Source organism: Shewanella sp. YLB-07 (genome assembly GCF_009377275.1).
This window is the reverse complement of the sequence record NZ_VOQB01000002.1, coordinates 317,271-330,083: the sequence shown is the minus strand read 5'-3', so window position 1 is coordinate 330,083 and position 12,813 is coordinate 317,271. Positions and strand designations below refer to the sequence as shown.

Sequence of the window (12,813 nt, the reverse complement as noted above, 5' to 3'; positions counted from 1 at the left end):
TAAAACATTTAATATTTATTTAAAATAAACATTTACAAATTGTATTTTTAATGATCCCCACAATAGATATTTTCATTTTATTGATCGATACGACATTTATTGTATAAAGATCTCTGTAGTTTATTGTGATTGTCAGTTGTAACTTACGCTAAAATAAATTTCACTATAGGAAATGTAATGGCAAACAAGTTATCATTCAAAGTAAAAATACTCTCTACCCTAGTACTCATATTTATAACTACCATTTTCACTTCATTCTTAAGTGCTAACTACTATGTCAGTAGCTATATTTTAGAAAACGAAGAGAGGAATATTAATGTTCTGATGGGGTTAGTAGATGCTCAGACAACCGAAAATTTTAACAGTTGGATACTCTTGACCGAGAGCCTAAGCTTAGAAGGTAACCCTCTGATTAAAACTACAAAAAACAGCGAATCCGCTTCGATAATCAGAATAATTAACAATGAAGTGACTAGTGATAAAGGGCCAATTCCCGATGTAAGGCAAGCTAAGAAGGTTAGAGAGCAGTTAACTCAAGCTACAGGTACAGAGTTAAGTAATATCTTCTACCAGAATAAAACACCGTTATTAAGTATTACCATCCCAAAGGGGCTGGGTAACGGTAATATATTCTATATAGACCTAACAAAAACACCTATCACAAGTAAGCCTTAATGGGCAATACATTAAAATTAGCGATCCTCTCAACCAGATTTTACATTCCAATAAGGTCGATGGCGAGTTAACCCCATTTGTCCACAATCTGAATATTGGCAATAAAACCTGGACGCTCACAGCCTTTCTAGATAACGAGCGTATAGTAAATAATACAAATAGCTTAAGTAGAATATTACACTAGCCTTATTTATTGTCTCTATTATTACTTTTCCTGTCAGTTTCTTTATTATTTACGGCACATTTAAACACCTCAGTTCATTGCGTGATATTATTGTTGGCCTCTCCAGAGGCGATGCAGACTTAACTCGCCGTCTTGATGTATACAGTCAAGATGATCTCGGCAAGATTGCAGGAGGGATCAATAGTTTCATCGAAAATTTACAGAAAATAATGCTGGATGTGTCTCAGTCCAATCAAGGGATACAGCTCGAGATTAATGAGCTAACAGAATAAAACTGATTCAAATAAGGCCCTATTGAATGCACACACTAGAGACTGAGAAAGTCGTTACCGCCATCAATGAGATGAGCGCAACAGCAGAGTCTGTAGCACAAAACGGCGCAAGGGCTGCTGAATTTACTCAATCGACTAGCGATGAGGCTGAGCGTTAAAAAATCGTTGTTCAAGAGGCGACCGACAGCTTATCTAAACTGGCTCAGCAGGTCGACGGCATGACGCAATCGATTGGAACCATGAGCCAAGACTTTGAAAAAATAGATGCCGTACTCAGAGTTATCGATGAAATTGCCGAGCAGACCAACTTATTGGCACTCAATGCTGCGATTGAAGCGGCAAGAGCTGGTGAGCAGGGGCGAGGCTTTGCGGTAGTTGCTGGTAAAGTCAGGGCGTTAGCCGCTCGTACTCAGCAGAGTACCTCAGAGGTTGATAGGATGCTGAGCGATTTACGTTCAGCTACGAGAGTAGTGGTCTCCTCGATGGATTCCACCCAAAAAAGCTGTAGCAAAACAGTAGACACCACCTCACGGGTAATGAGCTCCCTTGAAAATATGACCTCCTCAATCACTAGAATCAATGACCTAACTACAGAGATCGCATTTTCAGCAAAAGAGCAGAGTCTGATAACGGAAGATGTAAATATCAATATGATTGAAATTCACGAGATGATCCGCCAACTGAGTAGTAATGCTGTTGATACGGTCAAAAGCACACAGAGATTAATACAGGCTAATGTGCAGCTAAACGACGTTGTTGGAGGCTTCAAACTCAGCTAGAGACAAAATAGCCAGAAGCTAAACCAGAAAATGAAATAGCCCTTCATTCCAAGGGCCAATAAACTTGGTGACATCATATTCTCAGATGATAAAATGTCGGCCTATTTATTTCTGAACTGGATATCGGTAATGCGCGTAAGCAAGTACCTGCTTTCAACACAAAAAGAGACCCCTGCAGATGCAGAGGTGGTCAGTCATCAATTAATGTTACGTGCGGGCATGGTCCGCCGTAATGCTTCGGGTCTATACAGCTGGTTACCGACAGGACTTCGCGTTCTGCGTAAGGTAGAGGCTATCGTCCGTGAAGAGATGAACAAGGCAGGTGCAGTAGAGATCTTAATGCCTATGGTTCAACCGGCAGACCTTTGGGTTGAGACGGGTCGTTGGGAGAAGTTCGGTCCCGAACTGCTGCGTTTCCAAGATCGTCACAACCGCGACTTCGTATTGGGTCCGACCCACGAAGAGGTCATCACCGACATCATACGTAAAGAGATCAACTCCTATAAGCAGCTGCCTCTGACCTTGTATCAGATCCAGACCAAATTCCGTGATGAGGTTCGTCCTCGCTTCGGTGTGATGCGTTCTCGTGAATTCCTGATGAAAGATGCTTACTCTTTCCATCTGGATCAAGAGTCTATGGATGTCACCTATGACGCCATGTTCCAGGCTTATAACAACATATTCGAGCGTATGGGCCTGTCTTTTCGCCCGGTTTTAGCTGACACTGGCTCTATCGGTGGCAGCATGTCCCATGAGTTCCACGTCCTGGCCGATAGCGGTGAAGACTTGATCGCCTACTCGACCGAGAGCGATTACGCCGCAAACATCGAGAAAGCCGAAGCGCCGATGCCTACGGGTACCCGTGGAGCAGCAACCCAAGAGATGACTCTGGTCGATACGCCTAATGCTAAGACCATAGCCGAACTCGTCGAACAACACGATATCGCCATCGAGAACACAGTGAAGACCTTGATCGTTAAGGGCGCAACTGAAGAAGTACCTTTAGTCGCTATTGTGGTTCGTGGCGACCATGAGCTCAACGAAGTTAAGGCTGAAAAAATTGAAGCCGTACTGGCTCCATTTGAATTTGCCGATGAAGCCGATATTCGTAAGGCGATTGGTGCAGGACCTGGTTCTATCGGCCCAGTCGGCCTGAACATCCCTGTGTATATCGATCACAGCGTTAATGTGATGAGTGATTTTGGCGCCGGCGCTAACCAGGACGACAAGCACTATTTCGGTATCAACTGGGAGCGCGATCTGCCTCAGGCAGAAGTAGCCGATCTACGTAATATCATCGAAGGTGAGCCGAGTCCTTGTGGTCAAGGCACTATCGCCCTACTTCGCGGTATCGAAGTCGGTCATATCTTCCAGCTAGGGACTAACTACTCTGAATCTATGCATGCCAATGTACTGGATCAAAATGGTAAGTCTAAGACTCTTCTTATGGGTTGTTATGGTGTGGGCGTGAGCCGTATCGTGGCTGCTGCGATTGAGCAGAACCATGACGATCGCGGCATCATCTGGCCAAAAGCCATTGCGCCGTTCACCGTAGGTATCTTACCGATGAACATGCATAAGTCTCATCGCGTTAAAGATATTGCCGAGCAGCTGTATCAAGATCTGAATGATGCAGGCATCGAAGTCCTATTTGACGATCGTAAAGAGCGTCCGGGCGTGATGTTTGCCGACATGGAACTTGTGGGTCTGCCACATGTTGTCGTTATCGGCGATCGCAATATCGATAATGGCGTGTTCGAGTATAAGAACCGTCGCACCGGTGAGAAGCAGGAGATCCCATTCGATCAACTGCTCGACTTCCTTAAGTCTGCCGAGTAATCGCCAACAATTAAGCCGCTAGCTTAGCTGGTGTTGACACCAGACGCGCACTCCATCGGAGTGCGCGTTTTTTTATGGAATCTTTGTAGAAAGCTGCCGAACAATTTTAATCCATTAATCTGCTTGATTTTCTTCCACATTAGAGGCTTTAATTAAACCAGAGACTTGTGAATGGAGAAGGCTTTGCCAGAAAAAACAGCGATTGTGCTCGGCGGCGGCGGTGCAAGGGCCGCATATCAGGTGGGTGTACTCAAGGCCATCGTGCAATTTTACCCACGAAATCACGGTATTCCCTTCAAAATAATCTGCGGCACCTCAGCCGGGGCCATCAATGGTACCTCTATCGCCACTCATGCTTCCTGCTTTCATCTAGGGGTGCGTAAACTCGAATGGGTATGGCGTAACTTTCGAACCGAGAAGATATATAAGTCTTCGGCCAGGGGAATACTCGGGCACTTATGTAAGATGTTACTCATGAGCTTGCAAGATGACAGGATCAACACCAATGCCGGCAGCCTGTTTAACAGCGATCCCCTACGCGACATGCTCAATCAGCTTATCAACTTCATTCGTATCGACAGAAATATCGCCAGTGGTGCTCTCAACGCTTTGAGCATCGATGTCTCCTGCTATAACACATCGAGATCGGTCACCTTCTTCCAGGGCAGTCATGATATTACTGACTGGCATAGGGACAGGCGCAGCGGCCAACGCACTCAGCTCAACACAGACCATCTACTCGCCAGTTCGGCCATCCCGCTAATCTTCCCCTCAATTAAGCTCAATCAGGGCTATTACGGCGATGGCTCAGTGCATCAACTCGCCCCCTTGAGCAGTCCGATTCATCTTGGGGCCAAGAAAATTTTGGTGATAAATTTAGAGAGCCCCCACAAGCAGCAGCCCCAAGAGCTAGCCCACCACCCTAAGACGGCGACCATTACCGGTCATCTGCTCGATACCATCTTCTCCGATACCTTAAATAGCGATCTGGAACGTCTGGAGCGGATCAATGCCACGCTAGAATTAATCCCTAAGGAGAAGAGAGAGTCGCTGCCTCTGACAAAGATAGAAACCTTAGTCATCAAGCCCAGTGAAGACTTGAGTCAGCTGGCATCTTATTACTATCAGGAGATGCCGACGGCAGTAAAAGCTATGCTCAGACCTATCGGCATAAAACAAGATACCGACTCGAGTATCGTGTCCTACCTGTTATTCGAGCAGGCCTACTGCAGTGCCCTTATTGACTTAGGTTATCAGGATGCCATGTGTCAGATAGATGAGCTTCGTGATTTCTTCATGATAACTAAATAGAGAGCTAAATCGCGATAAGCGAGTCACAGGAGCTAGTCGCTAAAGGCTCTTCGTTAGGCTGAGGGCTTTTTATCAAACTGAAGGTTCCTATAAACTCTTGATGACGCTAAAGACTCTTAACGATGCAGAAGGCTCTCAATTCTCTTTTCGATGGCTTTAGCTGCCGTGCCTCCCCAGAGTCGATACACTTTTGCGCTGGGATGAAAGCCATCACTGGCCATATCCGATGCTATCGGCATAAGGGGGATAATGACCAGCTCACACTCACTTTCAAGCTCGATAAGCGACACTAGTTTACGGTTAAACTCCGACGCTCTCAGTCCCAGAAACCATCTTAATGGCTGGGGTAAGGCAGGGAAACAGTGCATAGGCGGGACGGCTGTCATCAAGATATGTTTGGCGGAAAATTTTGATTTAAGCAGTTTAATTAACCGTACCTGCTGAGCTATCCAATGACTCTCCCCTATCGGACTCAAGAGATCGTTGACTCCAAGCGAGACCAATACCACATCGATATCAGGTGCGCTCCTTTTGTCTAACCAATTGTCATCAAGCACCTTGGCTGGCAAGCTGCCCACTGATAAGGAGTCGGTTTGAAAAGGGCGCCCTTGTAACGTCTCGATAAGATCTGCCGTCGTATTACCTGATTTCGCCACCAGAGACCAATCCACGCAATACTTCTGTGCCAGTTCCCGGGTCAAACAGCCACTGAGGGCATCATCTTGAGTCTCTACACCAACACCTGCCGCAGCAGAATCTCCAACGACCAGTAGACTCAGAGGTCTACCCTCACCTAAGCGGCCACTGCGCCCTCCTGTGGCTTCAGCCAATATGGGTATATTCTTACGCACTAGCCTTCCCTGTATAAGTAACAAGGGTCCAAGTATCAAAAACACGAAATAATAGAACATGGCTTCTCCTTGCCTGGCAGGATGTAAACCTCAGGATATAAACCTTAGGGGGTCTGTTTATCTTTCGGGCTGAAAATTAAACAGACCCTATTAGCCTAGTCTAAATTTTTGCGATAAGTGAATCTCCTATACCCAAACGACCTCGAAATACAGGATTCAGCATGTCGAGAAGTGACAGAGTTTAAGGCATGAAATAGTAGTACTAGTTATACTAATTCAATATTTCATAACGTAGAAAAATGTTGCTTATCGCCTTGCCCTACGGGAGTTCCCGTAGAATACCTGCATTGCGTTAGTGATATTGAAAAGGGAGTAACCATTCTCTTAATCACTGCCTTGTCCAGCTATCCTACGGGAGCTCTGAAACGAGAATTTTGAAGTGGCTTGGGTATATATATACCGATCGACGAGTCTCTCTAGTATGTCTAAAGGGACAGCACCATTTTTCAACACCACATCGTGAAAGTCTCGTAAATTAAACTTATCACCCAAAGCCAGCTTAGCTTTTTCACGCAGAGATAAGATCTTCATCATGCCGACCTTGTAAGAAGTTGCCTGACCTGGCATAACAATATAACGCTCAATCTCAGACACCACATCGCTATCAGCCATACCGGTATTGAGCTTCATATACTCTATGGCCTCTTCTCTGGTCCAACGTTTATGGTGTATACCTGTATCCACCACCAGACGCACCCCGCGAAATAGCTCGGCTTGCAGCCTGCCAATATTATCGAAAGGATCGTCCTGAAAACCCAGCTCCCAAGCCACCTGCTCAGAGTAGAGTGCCCAACCTTCCGAGTAAGCGGTAAAGGGAGCCATCTTGCGAATAAACGGCATATTCTCCAACTCCATCGCTACCGCGACTTGAAAATGATGCCCGGGTATTGCTTCATGATAGGCAAGAGTTCGCATACTGTATTTTGGCGTTGCCTTAATATCATAGAGGTTGGCGAAGAAACGGCCGGGACGACTACCATCGAGCGCCGGCTGTTGATAATAAGCACCAGGAGCCGTTTTCTCTTTAAACTTTGGGATACGTACGACTTCCATGCCCGCTTGTGGGCGAATTCTAAATGCATCATCCAGCCCCATATTTATCTCATCGAGGATTTTTTGATAATCCAATAAGATCTGCTCGCGACCTTCATCGCTGTCTTCATAATAAAACTTAGGATCTGCTGCCATAGTTTCAATCGCAGCAAAGAAGCCATCATCGACCCCATAACCTTCAGATTCTAAGATAGCTAATATCTCAGACTGAAGTCGAGCAACCTCTGAGAGGCCCATTGTGTGAATCTCATCCGGGGTATAATCTGTGGTGGTAAAGAATTTGAGTGATAGCCGGTAAGCAGACTCGCCATCGGGGAGGTGCCAGATCCCGTCATCGGTTCCCGCCTTAGCCTCAAGCTCAGAAAAATAATCGATAAATAGTGCATAAGCTGGGTGAACATAGTCTCGAATACGTTCCTGCGCCGCCAATAAGATACGTGCCTGCTCTTGAATAGGGATATCCCCCACTTCGGCTAACTTGCTCTGCAATGACGTGTAGAGAATATTTTCTTTGATAGGTGTGTCGACAAACCCGTTCATCTCAGTCAGTACACGTTCGATAACGAAACGTGGGGGGATGATCCCCTTCTGTTCTCTGATCCTTAATCCCTGTAGGTTTTGCTCAAATTTCACTTTCACCTTTTGCAGGCGAGACAGGTAATGCTCGGCATCCTCAATTGAATTAACCTGATGCTGAGACTCCATAAAGCTAGGATAGCCATTTTGAATACCGAAAAGCTGATTCACCGGATAGTTATGATAACGGAAGGCTTTCGCATCATCAGAAAAACTCAGCAAATATAGGGCTATCTCCTTAGTCAGCAGCTCATTCTCATCGAGAGAGGCATCATCATATGTCAGCAAGATCCGCTGAATGCCCTCGAGTTGAGCAAAGAGCTCATCGGCCTTCTCTGGTCTATCATCATCCAGCTCTGCGTTATGACCATTGATACCTACGGACTCGAGGAAGCCTAAGGATGTTAAGGTTTCCGGACTCTCGAATGCTATTTTTATCAAGGTGCGATCTAAGAAGGCTCGAAACATGACAGGTTTCTTAGCGAACCATTCATGGGCCGCAAAAGCACTGGCTGATACCAAGATAATGAGCAGGACTAGCCCAGAATATTTGAGGAGTTTTTTGAACATGACATTCCCTGTTGTCTGATTATTGCCGACAACAGGGTATCATTAGAGCTAAAAAATTAACAAGTTAGTAACTGTAACACTAAATTATGCCCTATGAGTCCCTGACACTCAGGCACTCAAGTTGTCTTATTTTTAGATTTATCCCTGTAGTAGATAAATTTCGGCTTTTTCGATGCGTCTTGGCTTACCCAGAATAATCAGGATATCGCCGGAGTGTATGCTCCAATCGAGTGCCGGGCTTTCGACTTCAGCCCCACTGCGCCTCACCGCCCTTAGCTCGACTCTAAGTTTCTCCCAGGGGATATCGGCTAAAGTCATGCCAACTGCGCTGGCGCCTTTAGGTAGAGCCACGGCGTGAAGATGCTCTAGGGTAAAATCAGTCTCGGCGCCGGAGAAGAAGCCATGAAGATACTTGTAATGGTTACGACGCTCATACTCTAACCTCTTTAATATACGCGTAAGCGGGACTCCGCACTGATACAAGACTTGGGAGACCAACATTAAGCTGCCTTCTAAGGTTTCAGGGATCACCTGACTCGCCCCGGCTTTTTCGAGCTCTTCCATGCCAGTGTCGTCTCGGGTACGCACTAAAATTTTAGCCTCGGGTGCCAGTTGACGACAAAGAGGTAATACTTCTTCCAAAATACGACTGCTACTGAAGGTCAATACGATTAACTTAGCCTCCCTGATCTTGGCCTGTTTGAGTATGCTCCTTTTACACACATCGCCAAAATACACAGGTTCACCAGCCTTTCGTGCTTCAGATACTCGGGTAGGATCTAAGTCGAGCACTAAGAAGGGCACAGCCTCTGTCTTCATAAAGCGGGCGATAGTCTGACCAACCCGGCCATAACCTAATATCAACACCAGATCATTTTGATGTTCGATTTGGGGTTCTATTGTTAAGGTTTTCTCTCCCTTAGACTTCACCCCTTGCAGCCTGCGAGCGATATCCGGACTATGCCGCACCAGCCAGGGAGCAATGGCCATGGATAATACCGCCACCATCACCAGCTTAGTACTGAGCTCGATATCGAGCAGTTCATAATTCACCGCCAGTGCCAGCACCACAAAACTAAATTCACCCACCTGAGCCAGGCTCAAAGCCGTTGATACCGAGATCCTAAAGGACTCTTTAGCCAGTCTGAGTAAAGCAAATACCACTAAGGCTTTACCTACTATCACGGCGATCAGGATGATTAAAATCTGCCACCAGAACTGTAATACTAAGGAGAAATCTATCAACATGCCGATAGAGATGAAAAACAACCCCATCAAGAGGTCTCTGAAGGGTCTAATATCCGCCTCTAACTGCCGCTTATATTGGCTTTCTCCTAACAACATACCCGCCATAAAGGCGCCTAACGCCATCGATAAGCCTAGCCATTGGGTTAATGCACCTGTCAACAAGGCCACAACCAGCGTCGATAGCATAAACAGCTCATTGGAGCGTGAACGAGCCACCTCATCGAATAATCTGGGTAAACCCCACTTACCGAACGCCATCAGGGCGATAAAGGCTAATACCCCTTCCGCCAGAGCATAGCCTATACCCTGTATCGATAGGGTCTCACCACCAGAGGCAAGTAGAGGCAACAAGATGAGCAGAGGGACAACCGCGAGATCTTGAAATAACAGCACGCTGACTGAGAGCTCGCCATGGCGGCGTCTGAGCCAACCTTGCTCGTTGAGCAGCTTAAGCACTATGGCCGTCGACGAGAGCGCAATTGCAGAGCCCACGACCAGTGACTCCACTAGGCTCAGGGAACTGAGTAGTGAGATACAGGTCGCCAACAAGGTCGTCACCACAACTTGAGCACTACCGAGTCCAAATACCGTACGTCTCATGGCCCAGAGTCTTGGCAGAGAAAACTCTAAGCCAAGGCTAAACATCAATAAGACAACGCCCAGCTCCGCCACCGACTGCATCTGATGCTGACTGAACCAATTGAAACCTGAAGGACCACTTATCACCCCAGTGACCAGATATGCCAGGATAGCAGGTAAGCCAGCCCGCCTGAGCAAGGCTATTGAGATGATTGCGATGACAAGCATCGACAGAACCTGGATAAGAAAACTATGTTCCATTCTAAATTCGAACTCCGAGTCAAAAAACTGGCATGGGTTTTATATCACTACCACTGAAAGATTAACTGAATGACAAATAAAGACAAATTTAATTAACATTATTTTAGGCACACTTTTTGCTAGTAATCTTATATGAGCGAGGAGAATTAACCTCAGCAATACAGCCATTGATGGAGCAATCATGATGGACTTAGGACTAGCGACAGATTTTTATTCTGATGAACCGAGATATCAACCTGAATTACTTGGCTCCCAGAGTCGGGATCCTGATCTCGTACAGATCATTCAGCAGCTACATGAAAGTTTAGATCCCAGGACAGTTTTTGCCTGCTTCGGCAAAGTAATGGGTCAAAACTTGCCTATCCTTGGTATAAAACTGAGATACAACAAACACCAGTTTACTTGGGGCACACACCAAGGGCTATCCATACAGCAGCAACTAGTGCACCAAGGTAAAACGGCGCGCCTCGAATACAGCTTAGCCGCTCCTTTGCTGCCTTCACAAGCAAAACAATTACAGTTGCTGCAAACCTTAGTAATTTTACCCTTATTTAATGCCACTCAATTTCAAGAGATGTCACAACAAGCCATGTATGACTCACTCACTAGGCTGGGCAATCGTCATTACTATATCGAGAGTCTTAAGAAGGCCATTGCAACATCGACTCGACACGATAATGCATTGTCGATTGTGATCTTAGATCTCGATAACTTTAAAATGCTAAATGATGTACATGGACATCAATTTGGTGACACTGTGCTTTCAGAGTTTGGTCACTTGCTCACTAAAGCCATCAGAAATACAGATCAGGCATTTCGTGTCGGTGGTGATGAATTTATTGTGGTGGTCCGCGGAGACCTGGCTGCTGCCGAAGTTTTATGTAGGCGTGTATTGCATGATATGTCTGGATTGCCACTGTTCGAAAAACATCAAGTGCAAACCAGCTTAGGCATCTCGCAATGGAAGAGCGATGAAACTGCCTGTTCATTGTATGAGAGAGCCGATAAAGCACTATATCGTGCAAAAGCAGCGGGCCGTAGATGTTATAGAGCCGACTTGAGTTAATCCAATACGGATACTAATACCGAATACTTGAGCCGATAATGAAGTTAGACTTAGCTAATGCCGTTGGTACTGGATGTGTTAAACCTGATGTGAATTGAACACTAACCCGCGTTCCTCCTGTTCACACAAGAATCCGGTTTCTATCCAATAACCCACGGCGCACACCAGTTGCTCACCGTAGAAAATACAGGGCACTCTTTCTCTCTCCCATGGCGGAATACCGTACTCCTGCCATAATTTTTTCAGCTCTCTGGCTTTATCTCTATTAACAGGATGACATCGGGTACTTCCCTTCACCGAAAAACGAATGCTAACAAGCTGCGATCTATCGGGTAATCGTACTCTATCTGAGAGGCTAACTTTAATTATCGAGAGCCTGTTACGCTTGGATAGGGAGAGACTAACCTCTGCATCCTTATCCAATAAACTGCTGGAGTCGACCTCGATACACGTCTGGATTGGTGACTCATTTTTTTCATCGATTAGCGACGAAAGAAAAGCAAGCCCTTGGTAACGTCTAATCAACAAGTCTCCCAATCTAAGCTCGACCTTAGCATCACGCCTTGCCGTCAGTAATTGTGACAATGCTTGAACTAATTGAATCTGAGATAGTGGCGCAAAACCTAATTTTTCGATGAAGCCTCTGAAGAGCAATGATTGCCAGTGGACACTCTGCGCCGCGAGAAGCCCTAAGTCGAGAGGACCCCCTTCTTTTCTGGATGAGATAAAAGCCGGTAAGCGTTCACTCACCTCATCATCGATAACCGCTTGTTGCTGGGCACATAAAAATGCGCTACGACTCGCAGTCGTCGCTATGGCCCCCCAGCGGGCTTTGAGCCTGGGGATGATCTCTAAGCGTAAAAAGTTTCGGTCATACTGAGCATCACTATTACTCTCATCGGTAATGTGAATCAGACCAAGAGCACTGGCTTTCGCCTCAATTAATTCACGGCTGATAGATAAAAGAGGTCGAATTAATTGCTTATTGCCGTCGAAAACTTGCGTGCTTCCCATCGCCGATAGCCCCTTGGGACCTAAGCCTCGCTTTAATGCCAGCAGCACAGTTTCGAGCTGGTCATCCAGGTGATGTCCTGTCAACAATACATCGCCGGGCTCCATTTGAGATTGAATCGCATCATAGCGTACGTTTCTCGCCTCGGCCTCTATGCTCTTACGCGGACCGGTATCCACTACGACCCGTTTGATACTAATGGGTAATCCATAAACGTTAGCCCTGGACTCACAATGTCTGACCCAAACATCGGCATTATCACTCAAACCATGGTGAACGTGAACCAACAGATATCGGTACTCACAGTGCTCACGGGCAAACTCAGACAAACCTAGCGCTAACAGTTCGGAATCAACGCCGCCACTGTAAGCGAGGACTAACTTAGCCCCATCTTTAACTCCTGTTTGGTCGACAAGCTCACCAATCAAACCGCTTGGATTAAATCCACTGACTGCAGAGTCTTTTATGGGAGACATA

11 protein-coding genes are annotated in these 12,813 nt (G+C 46.1%); 7 read left to right on the top strand and 4 right to left on the bottom strand.

The features are described 5' to 3' along the window. Positions 1–177 precede the first annotated feature (177 nt). The 6 genes from FS373_RS31840 (at position 178) to FS373_RS05315 (ending at position 5,060) form a co-directional block, all read left to right on the top strand. Positions 178–675 carry a hypothetical protein gene (locus FS373_RS31840; RefSeq protein WP_227992501.1) on the top strand — a complete coding sequence of 166 codons (498 nt, stop codon included), beginning with the start codon at positions 178–180 and terminating at the stop codon, positions 673–675. A 261-nt stretch (positions 676–936) separates the two neighbouring features. Further along, entirely contained in the window at positions 937–1,131 is a 195-nt protein-coding gene (locus FS373_RS31835; RefSeq protein WP_221937433.1) for a HAMP domain-containing protein, read from the top strand. A 26-nt stretch (positions 1,132–1,157) separates the two neighbouring features. Next, positions 1,158–1,289, top strand: a complete 132-nt coding sequence (locus FS373_RS32405; protein WP_265575318.1) for a hypothetical protein — start codon at positions 1,158–1,160, stop codon at positions 1,287–1,289. Between the two features lie 60 nt (positions 1,290–1,349). After that, positions 1,350–1,910 carry a methyl-accepting chemotaxis protein gene (locus FS373_RS31830; RefSeq protein ID WP_229380948.1) on the top strand — a complete coding sequence of 187 codons (561 nt, stop codon included), beginning with the start codon at positions 1,350–1,352 and terminating at the stop codon, positions 1,908–1,910. A gap of 129 nt (positions 1,911–2,039) precedes the next feature. Then, positions 2,040–3,749, top strand: a complete 1,710-nt coding sequence (locus tag FS373_RS05320) for a proline--tRNA ligase (protein ID WP_152828884.1) — start codon at positions 2,040–2,042, stop codon at positions 3,747–3,749. 183 nt (positions 3,750–3,932) lie between these two features. Beyond that, entirely contained in the window at positions 3,933–5,060 is a 1,128-nt protein-coding gene (locus tag FS373_RS05315) for a patatin-like phospholipase family protein (RefSeq protein ID WP_144047458.1), read from the top strand. A 116-nt stretch (positions 5,061–5,176) separates the two neighbouring features. Here FS373_RS05315 and FS373_RS05310 read toward each other — a convergent pair whose 3' ends face one another. The 3 genes from FS373_RS05310 to FS373_RS05300 all read right to left on the bottom strand — a co-directional run bounded on the left by FS373_RS05310 (position 5,177) and on the right by FS373_RS05300 (position 10,258). Continuing rightward, on the bottom strand, positions 5,177–5,911 hold the full coding sequence (locus FS373_RS05310) for an SGNH/GDSL hydrolase family protein (RefSeq protein WP_229380949.1): 735 nt from the start codon (positions 5,909–5,911) through the stop codon (positions 5,177–5,179). Positions 5,912–6,295: 384 nt separating this feature from the next. Next, complete coding sequence (locus FS373_RS05305) at positions 6,296–8,170, bottom strand: DUF885 domain-containing protein (protein ID WP_144047460.1); 1,875 nt, start codon at positions 8,168–8,170, stop codon at positions 6,296–6,298. Between the two features lie 138 nt (positions 8,171–8,308). After that, positions 8,309–10,258 (bottom strand): monovalent cation:proton antiporter family protein, encoded by a 1,950-nt coding sequence (locus tag FS373_RS05300; protein WP_144047461.1) that lies wholly within the window; start codon positions 10,256–10,258, stop codon positions 8,309–8,311. 184 nt (positions 10,259–10,442) lie between these two features. Between FS373_RS05300 and FS373_RS05295 the strand changes: the two genes are divergently transcribed. After that, positions 10,443–11,324, top strand: a complete 882-nt coding sequence (locus FS373_RS05295; RefSeq protein WP_185977086.1) for a GGDEF domain-containing protein — start codon at positions 10,443–10,445, stop codon at positions 11,322–11,324. Positions 11,325–11,402: 78 nt separating this feature from the next. Here the strand turns inward: FS373_RS05295 and tilS are convergent, their stop codons facing one another. Next, the gene (gene tilS / locus FS373_RS05290; RefSeq protein ID WP_152828883.1) at positions 11,403–12,812 is read right to left on the bottom strand and encodes a tRNA lysidine(34) synthetase TilS; all 1,410 of its coding nucleotides are present in this window, start codon (positions 12,810–12,812) and stop codon (positions 11,403–11,405) included. Position 12,813: the final 1 nt, after the last annotated feature.

Coding starts and splice junctions, on each gene's coding strand:
- FS373_RS31840 (WP_227992501.1), top strand. CDS start 178: ATGGCAAACAAGTTATCATTCAAAGTAAAAATACTCTCTACCCTAGTA.
- FS373_RS32405 (WP_265575318.1), top strand. CDS start 1,158: ATGCACACACTAGAGACTGAGAAAGTCGTTACCGCCATCAATGAGATG.
- FS373_RS31830 (WP_229380948.1), top strand. CDS start 1,350: ATGACGCAATCGATTGGAACCATGAGCCAAGACTTTGAAAAAATAGAT.
- FS373_RS05320 (WP_152828884.1), top strand. CDS start 2,040: ATGCGCGTAAGCAAGTACCTGCTTTCAACACAAAAAGAGACCCCTGCA.
- FS373_RS05305 (WP_144047460.1), bottom strand. CDS start 8,170: ATGTTCAAAAAACTCCTCAAATATTCTGGGCTAGTCCTGCTCATTATC.
- FS373_RS05300 (WP_144047461.1), bottom strand. CDS start 10,258: ATGGAACATAGTTTTCTTATCCAGGTTCTGTCGATGCTTGTCATCGCA.
- FS373_RS05295 (WP_185977086.1), top strand. CDS start 10,443: ATGGACTTAGGACTAGCGACAGATTTTTATTCTGATGAACCGAGATAT.
- tilS (WP_152828883.1), bottom strand. CDS start 12,812: ATGTCTCCCATAAAAGACTCTGCAGTCAGTGGATTTAATCCAAGCGGT.